General features: G+C 62.7%; 13 protein-coding genes. 4 read left to right on the forward strand and 9 right to left on the reverse strand.

The window, feature by feature from the left end:
• Window positions 1-5 precede the first annotated feature (5 nt).
• The 7 genes from rpsA to mtnA all read right to left on the reverse strand — a co-directional run bounded on the left by rpsA (window position 6) and on the right by mtnA (window position 11,344).
• Window positions 6-1,685 (reverse strand): 30S ribosomal protein S1, encoded by a 1,680-nt coding sequence (gene rpsA, locus AB688_RS21055; RefSeq protein WP_054893880.1) that lies wholly within the window; start codon window positions 1,683-1,685, stop codon window positions 6-8.
• 124 nt (window positions 1,686-1,809) lie between these two features.
• On the reverse strand, window positions 1,810-2,496 hold the full coding sequence (gene cmk / locus AB688_RS21060; RefSeq protein ID WP_054893879.1) for a (d)CMP kinase: 687 nt from the start codon (window positions 2,494-2,496) through the stop codon (window positions 1,810-1,812).
• Window positions 2,493-4,730 carry a bifunctional prephenate dehydrogenase/3-phosphoshikimate 1-carboxyvinyltransferase gene (locus AB688_RS21065; protein WP_063545777.1) on the reverse strand — a complete coding sequence of 746 codons (2,238 nt, stop codon included), beginning with the start codon at window positions 4,728-4,730 and terminating at the stop codon, window positions 2,493-2,495. Before AB688_RS21065 ends, cmk begins: the two co-directional genes overlap by 4 nt.
• Window positions 4,731-4,903: 173 nt before the next feature.
• Entirely contained in the window at window positions 4,904-5,998 is a 1,095-nt protein-coding gene (gene pheA / locus AB688_RS21070; protein ID WP_054893877.1) for a prephenate dehydratase, read from the reverse strand.
• Window positions 5,998-7,083: a 3-phosphoserine/phosphohydroxythreonine transaminase gene (gene serC / locus AB688_RS21075; protein ID WP_054893889.1), complete on the reverse strand. Its 1,086-nt coding sequence runs from the start codon at window positions 7,081-7,083 to the stop codon at window positions 5,998-6,000. Before serC ends, pheA begins: the two co-directional genes overlap by 1 nt.
• 155 nt (window positions 7,084-7,238) lie before the next feature.
• On the reverse strand, window positions 7,239-10,010 hold the full coding sequence (gene gyrA, locus AB688_RS21080) for a DNA gyrase subunit A (RefSeq protein ID WP_063545778.1): 2,772 nt from the start codon (window positions 10,008-10,010) through the stop codon (window positions 7,239-7,241).
• A 257-nt stretch (window positions 10,011-10,267) separates the two neighbouring features.
• Entirely contained in the window at window positions 10,268-11,344 is a 1,077-nt protein-coding gene (gene mtnA / locus AB688_RS21085; RefSeq protein WP_063545779.1) for an S-methyl-5-thioribose-1-phosphate isomerase, read from the reverse strand.
• A 109-nt stretch (window positions 11,345-11,453) separates the two neighbouring features.
• On the opposite strand from mtnA, the gene AB688_RS21090 reads away from it, so the two are divergent.
• From AB688_RS21090 to AB688_RS21105, 4 genes are all read left to right on the forward strand, one after another.
• Window positions 11,454-12,779: a TRZ/ATZ family hydrolase gene (locus AB688_RS21090; protein WP_063545780.1), complete on the forward strand. Its 1,326-nt coding sequence runs from the start codon at window positions 11,454-11,456 to the stop codon at window positions 12,777-12,779.
• Between the two features lie 64 nt (window positions 12,780-12,843).
• On the forward strand, window positions 12,844-13,542 hold the full coding sequence (gene ubiG / locus AB688_RS21095) for a bifunctional 2-polyprenyl-6-hydroxyphenol methylase/3-demethylubiquinol 3-O-methyltransferase UbiG (RefSeq protein WP_063545781.1): 699 nt from the start codon (window positions 12,844-12,846) through the stop codon (window positions 13,540-13,542).
• A 2-nt stretch (window positions 13,543-13,544) separates the two neighbouring features.
• Window positions 13,545-14,216, forward strand: a complete 672-nt coding sequence (mupP, locus tag AB688_RS21100; RefSeq protein WP_063545782.1) for an N-acetylmuramic acid 6-phosphate phosphatase MupP — start codon at window positions 13,545-13,547, stop codon at window positions 14,214-14,216.
• A 48-nt stretch (window positions 14,217-14,264) separates the two neighbouring features.
• Window positions 14,265-15,005 carry a YciK family oxidoreductase gene (locus AB688_RS21105; RefSeq protein ID WP_054893871.1) on the forward strand — a complete coding sequence of 247 codons (741 nt, stop codon included), beginning with the start codon at window positions 14,265-14,267 and terminating at the stop codon, window positions 15,003-15,005.
• Window positions 15,006-15,063: 58 nt separating this feature from the next.
• Here the strand turns inward: AB688_RS21105 and AB688_RS21110 are convergent, their stop codons facing one another.
• Together AB688_RS21110 and AB688_RS21115 are read right to left on the reverse strand one after the other, a co-directional pair.
• Entirely contained in the window at window positions 15,064-15,861 is a 798-nt protein-coding gene (locus AB688_RS21110; protein WP_063545783.1) for a TenA family transcriptional regulator, read from the reverse strand.
• A 45-nt stretch (window positions 15,862-15,906) separates the two neighbouring features.
• Window positions 15,907-18,363, reverse strand: coding sequence for an EAL domain-containing protein (locus tag AB688_RS21115; RefSeq protein ID WP_063545784.1), 2,457 nt, complete (start codon window positions 18,361-18,363; stop codon window positions 15,907-15,909).
• Window positions 18,364-18,401: the final 38 nt, after the last annotated feature.

Genomic DNA, 18,401 nt, shown 5'->3' on the forward strand with positions numbered 1-18,401 from the left:
AGAACTCAGTTCTGCTTGGCCATTGCTTCGCGCAGCAGCGCAGCCATGGTGGTGTCGGCAGCAGCTTCCGGAGCGGTGTTTTTCAGGCTCTGGATTGCTTCGCGCTCTTCAGCGTCGTCCTTCGACTTGATGGACAGGCTGATGACGCGGGACTTGCGGTCAACGCTGATGATCTTGGCTTCGATCTCTTCGCCTTCCTTCAGGACGTTACGCGCGTCTTCAACGCGGTCACGGCTGATTTCGGAAGCTTTCAGAGTAGCTTCGATGTCGTCGGCCAGAGTGACGATGGCGCCCTTGGCGTCAACTTCCTTCACGATGCCCTTGACGATTGCACCCTTGTCGTTGACAGCAACGAAGTTGGAGAACGGATCGTCTTCCAGCTGCTTGATGCCCAGGGAGATGCGCTCGCGCTCTGGGTCAACCGACAGGATGACGGTTTCCAGCTCGTCGCCCTTCTTGAAACGACGCACGGCTTCTTCGCCGGTTTCGTTCCAGGAAATGTCGGACAGGTGAACCAGACCATCGATGCCGCCGTCCAGACCGATGAAGATACCGAAGTCGGTGATCGACTTGATGGTACCGGTGATCTTGTCACCCTTGTTGAACTGGCCGGAGAAGTCTTCCCATGGGTTGGATTTGCACTGCTTGATACCCAGGGAGATACGACGACGCTCTTCGTCGATGTCCAGAACCATGACTTCCACTTCGTCGCCAACCTGAACGACTTTCGACGGGTGGATGTTCTTGTTGGTCCAGTCCATTTCGGAAACGTGTACCAGGCCTTCGACACCCTCTTCCAGCTCGGCGAAGCAGCCGTAGTCGGTCAGGTTGGTGACGCGAGCGGTAACACGAGTACCTTCTGGGTAGCGGGAAGTGATAGCAACCCACGGATCTTCGCCCATCTGCTTCAGACCCAGCGAAACGCGGTTGCGCTCACGGTCGAACTTCAGAACGCGAACGTCGACTTCGTCACCAACGTTGACGATTTCCGACGGGTGCTTGATGCGCTTCCAGGCCATGTCGGTGATGTGCAGCAGGCCGTCGATGCCGCCCAGGTCCACGAAGGCACCGTAGTCGGTGAGGTTCTTGACGATACCTTTGACCTGTTGGCCTTCCTGCAGGGTTTCCAGCAGGGCTTCGCGCTCGGCGCTGTTCTCGGCTTCCAGCACGCTGCGACGGGAAACGACAACGTTGTTGCGCTTCTGGTCCAGCTTGATGACCTTGAATTCCAGCTCTTTGCCTTCCAGGTGGGTGGTGTCACGCACTGGGCGGACATCAACCAGGGAGCCCGGCAGGAACGCACGGATGCCGTTAACGTCGACAGTGAAGCCGCCCTTAACCTTACCGTTGATAACGCCCTTGACCACTTCTTCGGCAGCGAAAGCAGCTTCCAGAACAATCCAGCACTCGGCGCGCTTGGCTTTTTCACGGGACAGCTTGGTTTCGCCAAAGCCGTCTTCGACCGCGTCCAGCGCAACGTGAACTTCGTCACCGACCTTGATGGTCAGCTCGCCAGCTTCGTTGTAGAACTGCTCGAGCGGGATGACGCCCTCGGACTTCAGACCAGCGTGAACGGTAACCCAGTCGCCGTCGATGTCGACAACGATACCGGTGATGATTGCGCCCGGCTGAAGATTGAGGGTTTTCAGGCTTTCTTCAAAGAGTTCTGCAAAGCTTTCGCTCATTTTAATTCCTGTAAATTCGGGCGAGACAGACGCCCATCGCCACATTCCAGACAATGTGGGTTTCGTTTAAGTAAAGGAAAGCGGGCAGGACGTTGACTGGTGCCCCTGCCTGCTTTCCTGGCGATCAGAGCAGGTCGCGCAATGCGAGCTCGCTTCTGATCCGTTGCAGCACCTGCTCGATGGACAACTCGGTAGAGTCCAGCTGGATTGCATCGGCCGCCGGCTTGAGCGGGGCCACTGCGCGCTGGGTGTCGCGCTCATCGCGCGCACGAATCTCATCTAGCAGACTCGACAGACTAACATCTTCGCCTTTGCCCTTCAACTGCAGGTAACGGCGGCGGGCGCGTTCCTCGGCACTGGCAGTGAGAAACACCTTCAGTGGCGCATCGGGAAACACCACGGTGCCCATGTCACGACCGTCGGCGATCAAACCCGGCGCTTCGCGGAAGGCGCGCTGGCGCTGCAGCAGCGCCTCGCGCACCGCTGGCAGAGAAGCGACCATCGAGGCGCCCGCCCCTACCGTTTCGGTACGGATCACATTGCTCACATCCTCACCTTCGAGAATGATCTGCTGCAGCTTGCCCGGCTCGGCAGCGATGAACTGCACGTCCAGGTGGGCGGCAAGCGCCTTGAGCAACTCTTCGTTGGTCAGGTCGACGCCATGGTTCGAGGCATTGAACGCCAGCAGGCGATACAACGCTCCGGAATCCAGCAGCCGCCAGCCAAGCTCGCGTGCCAGCAGGCCAGCGACCGTGCCCTTGCCCGAGCCGCTTGGCCCGTCGATGGTGATGACCGGCGCCTGCGAATTCACGACTTGCCCTCTTGCGCCACGCGGATGCCGACTTCGGCACAAAGCGCCAGGAAGTTGGGGAAGGAGGTGGCGACGTTGGCGCAGTCGTGAATACGGATCGGCGCACTGGCACGCAGCGAGGCAATGCTGAAGGCCATGGAGATCCGGTGATCACCGTGACCGTGGACCTCACCGCCACCAATCTGGCCGCCGTCGATGATGATGCCGTCCGGGGTCGGCTCGCACTTCACGCCCAGGGCGATCAGGCCATCAGCCATGACCTGGATACGGTCCGACTCCTTGACCCGCAGCTCCTCGGCGCCGCGCAGCACGGTACGCCCTTCGGCGCAGGCCGCAGCGACGAACAGCACCGGGAATTCGTCGATGGCCAGCGGCACCAGATCTTCCGGAATCTCGATACCCTTGAGTTTTGCGCCACGCACGCGCAGGTCGGCGACAGGCTCGCCACCGACTTCACGCTGGTTCTCCAGGGTGATGTCACCCCCCATCAGGCGCAGGATGTCGATTACGCCGGTGCGGGTCGGGTTGATGCCGACGTGCTCCAGCACCAGTTCCGAACCTTCGGCGATGGACGCTGCGACCAGGAAGAAGGCCGAGGACGAGATATCGGCTGGCACTTCGATCCGAGTGGCAGTCAGCTTGCCGCCGGACTGCAGCGAGGCGACAGGGCCATTGCTCTGCACGCTGTAGCCAAAGCCGCGCAGCATGCGCTCGGTGTGATCACGGGTCGGTGCCGGCTCGGTGACGGTGGTAGTGCCTTCGGCGTACAGGCCAGCCAGCAGCAGGCAGGACTTAACCTGGGCACTGGCCATCGGCAGGGTGTAGTTCAGCGCCTTGAGCTTCTGGCCACCGCGAATGGTCAGCGGTGGGCGCCCCTCGGGGCCGGTCTCGACCACGGCGCCCATCTCGCGCAACGGATTGGCCACGCGGTTCATCGGACGCTTGGACAGCGAAGCGTCACCGGTCATGGTCACGTCGAACGGCTGTGCGGCCAGCAGGCCCGACAGCAGGCGCATCGAGGTCCCGGAGTTACCCAGGTAGATCGGACCAGGTGGCGGCTTCAGGCCGTGCAGGCCGACACCATGAATGGTGACGCGGCCGTGGTGCGGCCCCTCGATGACCACACCCATGTCGCGGAAGGCTTGCAAGGTCGCCAGGGCGTCTTCTCCCTCGAGGAAGCCTTCGACTTCAGTGGTGCCCTCGGCCAGCGAGCCGAGCATGATCGAGCGGTGGGAAATCGATTTGTCGCCCGGTACGCGAATCCGTCCGGACACGCGGCCACCAGGTTGGGCCAGGAAGATCAGGTCGTTGGCGTTCATAGCGTCCACATAGGCCCGGCGGGCCAGGATTTTACTGAAATGCTCGCGGGCGACCCGAGCGCGGGTGAATACACCCAGCAGCTGGTGCCCGTCCCCTGCATCGACCGCGTCGCGCAAGGCGTCGAGATCGCTGCGAAATGTATCCAGCGTGCGCAGGACAGCGTCGCGATTGGCGAGGAAGATGTCATGCCACATGATCGGGTCGCTGCCAGCGATTCTCGTGAAATCGCGGAACCCTCCCGCAGCGTACCGGAAGATGTCGAGGTTTTCATTGCGTTTGGCCAGCGAATCCACCAGGCCGAACGCCAGCAGGTGCGGAAGGTGGCTGGTGGCCGCCAGGACTTCGTCATGACGCTCGACCGGCATGTGCTCGACATCGGCCTCCAGCGCGCGCCACAGGCGATCGACCAGGGCCAGGGCTGCCGGATCGGTTTCGGCGAGCGGCGTGAGGATCACCTTGTGACGACGGAACAGTGCAGCATTGGAAGCCTCCACACCGCTCTGCTCGGACCCTGCGATCGGATGGCCGGGTACGAAACGCGCCAGACGCTCCCCGAACACGGCCCGCGCGGCACGCACCACATTGCCCTTGGCGCTGCCGACATCGGTGATCACCGCAGCCCCCAGGTCGAGCGACGCCAGGCGGGCCAGAAGCTTTTCCATGGCCAGGATCGGTACCGCCAGCTGGATCACGTCAGCACCGACACAGGCCGCGGCCAGATCCTCTTCGCAGCGGTCGACCACGCCGAGGGCGACAGCCTGCTTGCGCGACTGGGCATCCAGGTCGACACCGACCACTTCACGGCACAGGCCGCTTTCACGCAGACCCTTGGCGAAGGAACCACCGATCAGGCCGAGGCCGACGACGACCAGGCGATTGATGAGCGGTGCGGGTTTGTTTACAGCATTAACCACGAGTGCGAACCCTGTTCAGAACAGCAACATGTGCCAAATTACAGCCTACAGATGGGCAGGACGAACCCGCACTATAGGTCCGACGCCACTCTCACGGGTAACGTGAAACCTGTGGGAGCGGGCTGGTCCCGCGATGGAGCGCAAAGCGCTCCCACCCACGGGCAACAATAAATTCAGAGCACAGCCTTCGGATAAGACCCCAGCACCTTCAACGCCACGGCCTCCTGGCTGATCTTCTCCAGCACCGCCTTGATCAACGGATCGCGGTGGTGGCCAACGAAGTCGATGAAGAACACGTAGGTCCACTTGCCGCTGCGCGACGGGCGGGTCTCGATGCGGGTCAGGTCGATGCCGTTATCGTGGAATGGCACCAGCAGCTCATGCAGCGCCCCTGGCTTGTTGCTCATCGAAACGATGATCGAGGTCTTGTCGTCGCCGGTTGGCGGCACTTCCTGGTTACCGATCATCAGGAAGCGCGTGGAGTTGTCCGGACGGTCTTCGATCTTCTCGGCCAGACGGGTCAAACCATAAAGATTGGCTGCCATGTCACCGGCGATCGCCGCCGAATTCCACTCGCCCTTGACCCGTTTGGCCGCCTCGGCATTGCTAGAAACTGCAACGCGCTCGACGTTCGGGTAGTGCGCGTCCAGCCACTTGCGGCACTGGGCCAACGATTGGGCGTGCGAGTAGATACGGGTGATGCTGTCGGTCTTGGTGTTTTCGCCCACCAGCAGGTGGTGGTGGATGCGTAGCTCGACCTCGCCACAGATCACCATGTCGTGCTCAAGGAAGCTGTCCAGCGTGTGGCTGACCGCGCCTTCGGTGGAGTTTTCCACCGGCACCACGCCGAAGTTGACCGCGCCGGCCGCCACTTCGCGGAACACTTCATCGATGGCCGCCATCGGACGGCTGATCACCGCATGACCGAAGTGCTTCATGGCCGCAGCCTGGGTGAAGGTGCCCTCGGGGCCGAGGTAGGCAATCTTCAACGGCTCTTCCAGCGCCAGGCACGACGACATGATTTCGCGGAACAGACGCGCCATCTCCTCGTTACCCAACGGCCCCTTGTTGCGCTCCATGACGCGCTTGAGCACTGCAGCCTCACGCTCAGGACGGTAGAACACCGGCTTCTCGCCTTCGGCGAGCGAAGCGGTCTTGACCCGCGCCACTTCTTCGGCGCAGCGGGCACGATCGCTGATCAGCTCGAGGATTTTCTCGTCGAGGCTGTCAATGCGAACGCGCAGGGCCTTGAGTTCCTGTTCGGACATCAGCCGTGCTCCTTCTCGAATTCGGCCATGTAGGCCACCAGGGCTTCCACCGCATCCAGCCCCAGCGCGTTGTAGATCGAGGCACGCATGCCACCGACCGAACGATGGCCCTTGAGATTGAGCAGGCCGCGGGCGTCGGCACCGGCGAGGAATGCCTTGTCCAGGCGCTCGTCGGCGAGACGGAACGGCACGTTCATCCAAGAGCGGGCGTTATGGCTGATCGGGTTGGTGTAGAACTCGCTGGCGTCGATAAAGCCGTAGAGGCGTTCTTTCTTGGAGCGGTTGCGCTGCTCCATGGCCTCGACGCCGCCCTGCTCCTTGAGCCACTCGAATACCAGGCCCGACAGGTACCAGGAGTAGGTAGCCGGAGTGTTGTACATCGAACCATTATCGGCCGAGATCTTGTAGTCGAGCATGGTCGGGCACGTGCTGCGCGCGCGACCGAGCAGGTCTTCGCGCACGATGACCACCACCAGGCCGCTCGGGCCAATGTTCTTTTGCGCACCGGCGTAGATCAGGCCGTACTGCGACACGTCGATCGGGCGCGAGAGGATGTCGGACGACATGTCGACCACCAGCGGAACATCACCGGTTTCAGGCACCCAGTCGAACTGCAGACCGCCGATGGTTTCGTTGGAGGCGTAGTGAACGTATGCAGCCCCTGGGGTCAGCTTCCACTCGTTCTGGCCAGGAATGGCCAGGTAGTCGTAGGGCTTGGCGCTGGCGGCAACGTTGATGTTGCCGAAACGGCGCCCTTCCTCGATGGCCTTCTTCGACCAGATACCGGTCTCGATGTAGTCGGCGGTGGCGTTTTCCGGCAGCAGGTTCAGCGGGATCTCGGCGAACTGCTGGCTGGCACCGCCCTGCAGGAACAGCACCTTGTAGTTCGAGGGAATGGTCAGCAGATCACGCAGGTCTTGCTCGGCCTTTTCAGCGATCGCCACGTAGTCATCGCTGCGGTGGCTCATTTCCATCACTGACAAGCCCTTGCCGCGCCAGTCCAGCATTTCGGCCTGAGCACGCTGCAGCACAGCGTCGGGAAGCGCGGCAGGGCCTGCGCAGAAGTTAAAGGCTCGTTTGCTCACATCCACTCTCGCTCTAATAGAACAAAATCTAACCAGCTGGTTCAGCGGTAATCCTGTGGGAGCGGTCTTGCCCGCTCCCACAGAAACCAGACGTTGCCGTCGCTAATCAGTCAAACGGGGCGACCTTGGTCGCCCCGTTCGGGTAGTGCACTGGCTTAGTCCTGCGGCGCCTCTTCGGTGCCTGCGGCGTCTTCGCCAGCCGTGTCCAGCGCGTCGTTGTCGACGCCCTCCTCGTCCGCCTCGACGATGTCGTCGAGCTCGTCCTCGGACGGTTCCTGGATACGCTCCAGCCCCACCAGCGTCTCGTCGCTGGCCAGCTTGATCAGCGTCACACCCTGGGTGTTACGGCTCAGACTGGAGACCTCGCCAACCCGTGTACGCACCAGCGTACCCTGATCGGAAATCAGCATGATCTCCTCGCCTTCCTGAACCTGGATGGCACCGATCAGCAAACCGTTGCGCCCTTTGGTACCCATGGCGATCACACCCTGCCCGCCGCGGCCGCGACGCGGGAACTTGGACAGCGGAGTACGCTTGCCGAAGCCACGCTCGGAGGCGGTGAGGATCTGTGCGCCGGACTCGGGGATCAGCATGGAAATCACTTCCTGCCCCTTACCCAGCCTCATCCCACGCACACCGCGCGCGGTACGGCCCATCTCGCGAACCACGCTCTCGGCGAAGCGAATCACCTTGCCGGCGTTGGAGAACATCATGACTTCTTTCGCGCCATCGGTGATGGCAGCAGCGATCAGGGTGTCACCTTCCTTCAGCTTGAGCGCGATCAGGCCGTTGGAGCGTGGGCGAGCGAACTGCACCAGCGGGGTCTTCTTGACGGTACCGGAAGCGGTCGCCATGAAGATGTAGGCGCCGGTTGGCTCGGCAACCAATTCCGGCGTGTCGCCATCCTCTTCGTCGACCTCTTCCGGCTCGATCACCTCGCCCTCGAGCACCGCGTCTTCCGCCTCGTCGATCTCTTCGTCGAGGTCGGCGCTCTGCTGCAGGGCTTCGAGATCGATCTGCAGCATCGCGGTGATGCGCTCGCCGTCTTCCAGCGGCAGCAGGTTGACCATCGGGCGCCCACGCGCGGCGCGGGAGGCTTCAGGGATGTCGTAGGTCTTGAGCCAGTACACCTTGCCCTTGCTGGAGAACAGCAGCAGCGTGGCGTGGCTGTTGGCGACCAGCAGGTGTTCGATGTAGTCCTCGTCCTTCACGCCGGTGGCCGACTTGCCCTTGCCACCACGGCGCTGGGCCTGGTAAGCGGACAACGGCTGGGTCTTGGCATAGCCACCATGGGAGATGGTCACCACACGCTCTTCTTCGGGGATCATGTCGCCGTAGTTGAGGTCGTGACGGGCATCGAGGATCTGGGTACGACGGGCATCGCCGTACTCGGCGCGGATCGCTTCGAGCTCTTCGCGGATCACTTCCATCAGGCGCTGGGCACTGTTGAGGATGCGGATCAGCTCGCCGATCTGCTCGAGGATCTCCTGGTACTCGGCCAGCAGCTTCTCGTGCTCCAGGCCGGTCAGGCGGTGCAGACGCAGGTCGAGGATGGCCTGGGCCTGCTCAGGCGACAGCCAGTACTTGCCATCACGCAGGCCATACTGCTCCGGCAGGTCTTCCGGACGGCAGGAGTCGGCGCCGGCGCGCTCGACCATGACCTGCACGGCGCTGGACTCCCACGGCGTGCCGATCAGGGCTTCCTTGGCTTCCGACGGCGTCGGCGAGGCCTTGATCAGGGCAATGACCGGATCGATGTTGGACAGCGCGACGGCCTGACCTTCGAGGATGTGCCCACGCTCGCGCGCCTTGCGCAATTCGAACACGGTGCGACGGGTGACCACTTCGCGACGGTGACGAACGAAGGCCTCGAGCAGGTCTTTCAGGTTCAGCAACCGAGGACGACCGTCGATCAGCGCGACGACGTTGATACCGAACACGCTCTGCAGTTGGGTCTGCTGATAGAGGTTGTTGAGCACCACCTCCGGCACCTCGCCGCGACGCAGCTCGATGACGATGCGCATGCCGTCCTTGTCGGACTCGTCGCGCAGCTCGGTGATGCCTTCGATCTTCTTCTCTTTGACCAGCTCGGCGATCTTTTCGATCAGACGCGCCTTGTTCAGCTGGTACGGCAGCTCGGTGACGACGATCTGCTGACGGCCACCGACCTTGTCGATGTCTTCGATCTCGGAACGGGCACGCATGTAGATGCGGCCACGACCGGTGCGATAGGCCTCGATGATGCCCTGGCGACCGTTGATGATGCCGGCAGTCGGGAAGTCCGGGCCTGGGATGAACTGCATCAGCTCATCGACGGTGACCTCGGGGTTGTCGATCAGCGCCAGGCAGCCATCGATGACCTCGCCCAGGTTGTGCGGCGGAATGTTGGTCGCCATGCCCACGGCAATACCGCTGGAGCCGTTGACCAGCAAGTTGGGGATCTTGGTCGGCATGACAGCCGGGATCTGCTCGGTGCCGTCGTAGTTGGGCACCCAGTCGACCGTTTCCTTGTGCAGGTCGGCCAGCAGCTCGTGAGCCAGCTTGGTCATGCGCACTTCGGTGTATCGCATGGCCGCGGCGTTGTCGCCGTCCACCGAACCGAAGTTGCCCTGGCCATCGACCAGCAGATAGCGCAGCGAGAACGGCTGCGCCATGCGCACGATGGTGTCGTACACAGCAGTATCGCCGTGCGGGTGGTATTTACCGATGACGTCACCGACCACACGGGCGGACTTCTTGTACGGCTTGTTCCAGTCGTTGCCCAGCTCGCTCATCGCGTACAGGACGCGGCGATGCACAGGCTTCAAGCCGTCACGCGCATCGGGCAGCGCTCGCCCGACAATCACGCTCATCGCGTAGTCGAGGTAGGACTGTCTCAGTTCGTCTTCGATATTGACCGGGAGGATTTCTTTGGCCAGTTCGCCCATGAGAAGCCTGATTCCTTTTTCTGGTGAAACTTCGCCATATCCATCGGTGGACGAACGAAGCTCGTCGCCGCAGCGTTCGACAGTGCGACGACATACGACAAATCAATGAGTTGTGCCCAGGATCTGCGCAATGAAGGCCGCGGAAAAGAGCGGCCTTGGAAACTGTCGGATGGTATCACAAAGGGTTGGCGGGTGGGAGATGGGGCAGGATGCCACTGAAGCGGAAAGTCCCGACCGCCATCCCCCTCGCGAAAACCTCAATGCAAGCGCTTGCGACACATCAACTGGGCGATTTTTGCAGCGTCCGGACGCTCGACAATACCCTTTTCGGTCACGATCACGTCGATCAGATCCGCAGGGGTCACATCGAAAACAGTGTTGAACACCTCGACATCCGCAGCAACCCGCTTCCCGGCCACTTCCAGCAACTCGTCTGCCTCGCGCTCTTCGAGAGGGATGTCATCACCGCTGGCGAGGTTGAGGTCAATGCTGGTACTCGATGCCACCACCATGAAACGTACGCCGTGGTGCATGGCAGAGACCGCCAGCTGATATGTGCCGATCTTGCTCGCCATGTCGCCATTGGCCGCGATGCAATCGGCACCGACCACAACCCAGGTGATGCCCTTGGTCTTCATCAGGTGCGCCAGCGCCGAGTCTGCACACAACGTGACCGGAATCCCCTCATGGGACAGCTCCCAGGCCGTCAGGCGCGATCCGTGCAACCAGGGGCGGGTTTCTGCGGCATAGACGCGCTCGACCATGCCCTCCAGATAGGCGGCATGGATCACCCCCAACGCAGTGCCGAAACCACCGCTGGCCAAAGCTCCGGCATTGCCGTAGGTCAGCAAGGTCTGCTCGCTGCCCTGGTGGCGACGGATCTGCTCGATACCGCTCTGCGCCATGGTCAGGTTGGCTTCGCGATCGCTGTCGTGGATCGCCACAGCTTCAGCCTCCATGGCTGCGAGCACGTCCTCGTCGGGGCGCAACCGCTGCAGGCGCTCGCGCATGCGGTTGAGTGCCCAGAACAGGTTGGCAGCAGTCGGGCGCGCCTCGGCCAGTTCGAGGAAGTCCTCTTCCAGCGCCTGCTCCCAGTCATCGTCCTCGGCCAGGCGTTGACGCAGCGCAAGCACCAGCCCATAGGCAGCACTGATGCCTATGGCAGCCGCACCCCGCACCGCCATGCCACGGATCGCCTGGACCACGGAGGCCACATCGACGCAGGTCAGCCAGTGCTCGCGGGTCGGTAGCAGACGCTGGTCGAGCAGATGCAGGGTGCCATCACGCCACTGGATGCTGGTCACCTTCTCCGCCGCCAAAAGTCGCTCGCGCATCGCCTCTCCCCGCAATTCACTGATCAAAAGCGGACGATTATAGCGAGCCTCGGGCGCAGGCGCTCGGGTATACTGCGCGTTCCATTTAACGGAACCCGGTAGCCTGCCTATGCTTTCAGCCTCTTCGCCGCTCGACCTGCTGCTCGCACCCCGCTGGCTGGTGCCCGTGGAGCCGGCCGGCGTGGCGCTCGAAGGGCACGCCCTGGGCATTCGGGACGGGCTGATTGCCTGGATCGGCCCCCGCGAGCGGGCACCACAGGCGCGCGAGGTGCGCGAACTGCCCGACTGCGTGCTCACCCCGGGGCTGGTCAACGCCCACGGGCACGCCGCCATGACCCTGTTCCGCGGCCTGGCCGACGACCTGCCGCTGATGACCTGGCTGCAGGAGCACATCTGGCCGGCCGAGGGGCGCTGGGTCGACGAAGCCTTCGTGCGCGACGGCACCGACCTGGCAATCGCCGAGCAGCTCAAGGGTGGCATCACCTGCTTTGCCGACATGTACTTTTTCCCCCGCGAAGCCTGTGACCGCGTGCACCGCAGCGGCATCCGCGCCCAGGTGGCCGTGCCGTTGCTGGACTTCCCCATCCCCGGTGCGCGCACCACCGACGAGGCCCTGCACCTGGCCATCGAGCTGTTCGGCGACCTGCGCCATCACCCACGCATCAGTATCGCCCTCGGCCCCCATGCCCCGTATACAGTCAATGACGAGAATCTGGAGAAGATCCGGGTCATCGCCGACCAGCTCGACGCGCCGCTGCACATGCACATCCACGAGACCGCCGGCGAGGTCGAGCGGGCCGTGGCCGAGCACGGCGAACGCCCGCTGGCACGCCTGGCGCGCCTCGGCCTGCTGGGTCCGCGCCTGCAAGCCGTGCACATGACCCAGATCAGCGACGACGACCTTGCCCTGTTGGTAGAAAGCAACACCAGCGTGGTGCACTGCCCGGAATCCAACCTCAAGCTGGCCAGCGGCTTCTGTCCGGTCGAACGCTTGTGGCAGGCCGGGGTCAACGTCGCCGTAGGCACCGACGGCGCCGCCAGCAACAACGACCTCGACCTGCTTGGCGAAACCCGGACCGCAGCATTGCTGGCCAAGGCCGTCGCAGGTTCGGCCACGGCCCTGGACGCCCACCGCGCCCTGCGCATGGCCACGCTCAACGGCGCCCGAGCCCTGGGGCTGGAGGCAAGCATCGGCTCGCTGGAGGTGGGCAAGGCTGCGGACATCACCGCCTTCGACCTCTCGGGCCTTGCCCAGCAACCGGTGCATGACCCGGTTTCGCAACTGATCTACGCCACCGGCCGCGACTGCGTGCGCCACGTCTGGGTCGCGGGCCACCACCTGCTCGACGACAGGCGCCTGACCCAGATGGACGAAGCCGCACTGATCGACACCGCCCGCACCTGGGGAGCGCGCATTCGCGCTGGCAAAGAATGACCGGCCGGCAGCTGCGGCTGCCGCCTGAGACACCTTTTATCGAAGTTTTCAGAGGATCTGTTCAATGAGCAACGTCGACCGCGCCGAAATCGCCAAGTTCGAGGCCCTGGCTCACCGCTGGTGGGACCGCGAGAGCGAGTTCAAGCCCCTGCACGAGATCAACCCGCTGCGGGTCAACTGGATCGAAGAGCGCGCCAGCCTCGCCGGCAAGAAGGTACTGGACGTCGGCTGCGGCGGCGGCATCCTCAGCGAGGCAATGGCCCAGCGCGGCGCCACCGTGACCGGTATCGACATGGGCGAAGCACCACTGGCCGTGGCGCGCCTGCACCAGCTGGAATCGGGGGTCGAGGTCGAGTACCGGCAAATCACCGCCGAAGCGCTCGCAGAAGAGCTGCCTGGCCAGTTCGACGTGGTCACCTGCCTGGAAATGCTCGAACACGTACCCGACCCCTCCTCGGTGATCCGCGCCTGCCATCGCCTGGTCAAGCCCGGCGGCCAGGTGTTCTTCTCCACCATCAACCGCAACCCCAAAGCCTACCTGCTGGCGATCATCGGCGCCGAGTACATCCTCAAGATGCTGCCGCGCGGCACCCATGACTTCAAGAAATTCATCCGGCCATCGGAGCTCGGCGCCTGGAGCCGTGTTGCCGGCCTCGAAGTGAAGGACATCATCGGCCTCACCTACAATCCGCTGACCAAGCACTACAAGCTGGCCAGCGACGTCGATGTCAACTACATGATCCAGACCCTGCGCGAGGAATGAGCATGCGCCTGCGAGCAGTACTCTTCGACATGGACGGTACCCTGCTGGACACCGCGCCAGACTTCATCGCCATCTGCCAGGCCATGCTCGCCGAACGCGGGCTGCCGGCCGTGGACGACGAGTTGATCCGCGGCGTGATCTCCGGCGGCGCCCGGGCCATGGTCGCCGCCACTTTCGCCATGAGCCCTGACGCCGAAGGCTTCGAAGCGCTGCGCCTGGAGTTTCTTGAGCGCTACCAGCGCGACTGCGCGGTGCACAGCAAGCTGTTCGAGGGCATGGCCGAACTGCTGGACGACATCGAGAAAGGCAACCTGCTGTGGGGCGTGGTCACCAACAAGCCGGTACGCTTCGCCGAGCCGATCATGCAGCAGCTTGGCCTGGCCGAGCGCTCGGCGCTGCTGATCTGCCCCGATCACGTGAAGAACAGCAAGCCCGACCCCGAGCCGCTGATCCTCGCCTGCAAGACGCTTGACCTGGATCCGGCCAGCGTACTGTTCGTCGGCGACGATCTGCGTGACATCGAATCCGGCCGCGATGCCGGCACCCGCACCGCAGCCGTGCGCTACGGCTATATTCATCCAGAGGACAACCCCAATAACTGGGGTGCCGACGTGGTGGTGGACCACCCGCTGGACCTGCGCAAGGTGATCGACAGTGCGTTGTGCGGCTGCTGAGCAGTAAGGGCTGGCAGCACACACAGGGATAAAAACAGGGAATTCTCAATGTTCGACTACATCGCCCGCCCCGACCTGCTCAAGGGTCGGGTCATTCTTGTCACCGGCGCTGGCCGCGGCATCGGCGCTGCCGCCGCCAAGGCCTACGCAGCACTGGGGGCCACCGTGCTGCTGCTGGGCAAGACCGAGGCCAACCTCAACGAGGTCTACGACCAGATAGAGGCCGCCGGCCACCCACAACCCGTGGTGATCCCGTTCAACCTGGAAACCGCCCTGCCCCATCAATACGACGAACTGGCGGTGATGGTCGAAGAACAGTTCGGGCGCCTCGACGGCCTGCTCAACAACGCGTCGATCATCGGCCCGCGTACGCCGCTGGAGCAGTTGTCGGGCGACAACTTCATGCGCGTGATGCACATCAACGTCAACGCGACCTTCATGCTGACCAGCACATTGCTGCCGCTGCTCAAGTTGTCCGAGGACGCGTCGGTGGTGTTCACCTCGTCCAGCGTGGGGCGCAAGGGCCGGGCCTACTGGGGCGCCTATGGCGTGTCGAAGTTCGCCACCGAAGGCCTGATGCAGACCCTGGCCGACGAACTTGAAGGCGTGGCGCCGGTGCGCGCCAACAGCATCAACCCGGGTGCCACGCGCACGGCGATGCGGGCGCTGGCCTATCCCAGCGAGAACCCGCAAGACAATCCGCTGCCCGAAGACATCATGCCGGTGTACCTGTACCTGATGGGCCCTGACAGCAGCGGCGTGAACGGGCAGGCGTTCAACGCCCAATAACCGCCGGCAACTGCACCGGCCTCATCCCTGCAAGCGCGCGATGAGGCCGGGCACCTGATCAGCCCGCCGCCAACACCGGCTTGCTGAAGGTCTGACGCTGCACAGGCTCCATTGCCAGGCAACGCTCCAGGAACAGGTACATGCAGTCGTAGCTCTTGCAGATCGCCTTGCGCAGCTGCGCCTGCAATTCCACGGAAGGGTTCTCGCCCACCAGCGTGCAAATGATCTCCAGCGCCTCCCATGGGTGAGCATCATCGTACTCGGCGTGCAGATCCAGCCACCTCATGGCCGCCTTGGACTCCTTGTCACCTCGCTGGATGAAGGCCTGCGCATAGTCCGTGTCGGGATACACCTTCGCCGACCACTCGCCCGTCGCCCCTTCGATCGCATAGTTGGTCGCGGCCATCGCAATGGCCAGGGACTCGGTCGCACAGACGCGCCAGCACCAATCGTTCAAGCCGTTCAGCTCAGGCGGAACATCCTGGGCCTGCAAGTCTTTCAAGGTAATGTCGTGCGCCTTGCACCACTTGACCCAATGGTCGGCATGATTGAGTTCGACCCGGATATTACGTATCAACCAACGCCGCGCCATATCCTCGCCCTGGCTTCGGCCATAGCGGGTCTTGGTGAGGTTGTGGGCCATGTACAGCGAGAACTGTTCGACCACCGGCCAACCACCGATCAAGTACTGGCGGATGGTCTTCTTGCTCAGTTTGCCGTCGCTCAGGCGCTGGTAGACCTCATGCTCGACCACCTTGCGCTTGCTCTCGGCGCAATCATCGATCATTTTCTGCGCCCAGTCGGGATAGCTCTTGGCGTCCATCAATGGACCGATCCGAACGAATGCGTCAATCACTGTCAGCTCCTTGATTCCCTGTGATTTCCCGGACGGCTATTGGTGTCAGCGGAAGGTCCCTGGCGCCCGGTGCAACAGGGGCCTTACTGCAATCCGTTGTCGCTGGAGGCTGCCACAGGTGAACACCTGCGGCCGCTCGATCAGATAACCCTGCGCGAAATCCACGCCGATCTCCTGCAGCGCCTGCTCGATCAACGGCGTCTCGACGAACTCGGCGATGGTGCGCTTACCCATGACATGGCCGATATGGTTGATCACCTCCACCATAGCCCTGTTAATGGGATCGTCCAGCATATCTTTGACGAAACTTCCGTCGATCTTCAGGAAGTCTACGGGTAAATGCTTCAAATAGGCGAATGACGACATCCCGGCGCAGAAATCGTCGAGGGAGAACTTGCACCCCAAGCCTTTCAATTCGTTGATGAAGCGAATAGCACTTCCCAAATTGGCGATTGCGCTGGTCTCGGTTATTTCGAAACAAATCATGTGCGGAGGAATCTGGTACTCGGCGAACGATCGCTGCAAGTACTCCAGGAACTTGTCGTCCCCAATGCTGCTACCCGACAGATTGATCGCGCACATCGCCAGCGGCCGGCTGCAACCTTCATCCAGTGCCTGACGAATCACCTGAAACACATTGCGCACCACCCAGCGATCAAGTGCGGTCATCAGGCCATAGCGTTCGGCAGCAGGGATGAAGCTGTCAGGCAGAACGGTCCGACCGCTCTCGTCATGCAGGCGCAGGAGAATCTCTATGTGCCCGGCGCCCATGTCAGGCTTGAGCGGGGCGATTTCCTGGGCATACAGGCAGAAGCGGTTTTCCTCGAGCGCGACATGCAGGCGCTGGATCCAGGCCATCTCGCCAAAGCGCATCGACAACTCGCTGTCGTCGGCATGGTAGACCTGCACACGGTTGCGCCCCTTCTCCTTGGCCATGTAGCAAGCCATGTCGGCTGCCCGCAGCGAAGCCTCAAGGGTGCCAGGCGACTGGGCAATGTGTACCAGGCCAATACTGACGGTGGTGACGAAGGGTCGTCCCTTCCAGACGAAATGCAGGCTCTGCACGGTCTGGCGCAAGTGCTCTGCAATCCGCTCGGCCTGGTCGGGCGGGCAGTTTTCCAGCAACACGCCGAATTCGTCACCGCCCAGCCGGGCCAGGGTGTCACCTTCGCGCAGGCCTGCCTGCAGCACGGCGCAGATATGGCGCAGCAACTCATCACCCGCAGCGTGTCCGCAGGTATCGTTGACCAGCTTGAACTGATCAAGGTCGAGAAACATCAGCGAATGGCGCCCCGACTGACGGGCCAGGGTGTTGAGCGCCTGCTCCAGGCGATACTCGAACTCGCGGCGGTTGGCCAGGCCCGTCAGGGCATCGTGAGTCGCCTGCCAGGACAGGTTGGCGATGTACTGCCGCTCCTGCGTCATGTCATGCAAGGCCAGCACGATACCGCTGATCTGGCCGTCGGTGTGGATCGGCGATCCAACCAGGTTGACCGACACCGTACTGCCATCCAGGCGCTGGATCAGCCGGGCATGCTCGGCGCCGCCCTTGAGGCTGCCGCTGAGAACCTGCTCCACCAGGGTCAGGCTGTCCCGCTCGGCATTCTCATCGAGCAGACTGAACAGCGCCGCCAGCGGCAAGCCCTGGGCCTGGGAAGCCTGCCAATGGGTCAACTGCTCCGCGGCAGGGTTCATGTAGACGATGCACCCCTCGACATCGGTGGTGATCACCGCATCGCCGATCGACTCAAGGGTGGTCTGTGCCCGCTCACGCTCCACCTGCAAAGCGCTGGCAAACGCCTGGCGCTGGGACAGCAACCGTGCAGAACGGCGCCAGGCCAGGGCGATGAGAATCAACGCCGTGAGCAGGTTGGTGACCATCAACACCCGGAGCAGCACCCGCGAGCCTTCACCCAAGGCATCGCTGAATGCCTTGGCGGCCGGCGTCACGCCCTCGTTGATCGAAACGATACGCGCTTTCCAGTCCGCCACCTCGCGTTCAGTGGCCACCCCCTGGACGAAGGCCTCGCGCATTTGCTGGGCCAGGCCGTCCAGTTGCCGCAGGTAGTCGTCGCCGGTGTTCCAGTAGCCGATGGCCTTCTGCATGTAACTGATCTGGCGAAAATTGCGGTAGAACCAGATGATCCGGTTGACGTCGTCCGGATGGTTACCACCTTGCAAGATCCCGCGCCGCGCCGCCTCCAGGTCCGGGATAGGCTGATCGAGAGCCACCCGTAGCTCACGGTCGCCCTGGGGTATGGCAATGGCCTGGCGATAACGCTGGAAGATGCGTTCGTCCTGGCTTTCGGCATACAGATTGAGGTAATAGATGGCGTCTTTCTGTGCCTTGGACCACAGGCTTTCGCCGGCCACGTACGCGCGCATGGCCGAAAGCGAATAAAGACTGAGGCTGCCCAACAGCACCTGGAAAACCACCACTGCGACGAAGGGCCAGATGATTCCCAGCAACCTTGGCGCCTCGAGAGTCCGATTTCCCTTCATGTAGTCCCTGTCTCAGAGCGGATATGGCACGAATCGAC

Source organism: Pseudomonas putida, assembly GCF_001636055.1.
GTDB lineage: Bacteria > Pseudomonadota > Gammaproteobacteria > Pseudomonadales > Pseudomonadaceae > Aquipseudomonas > Aquipseudomonas machongensis.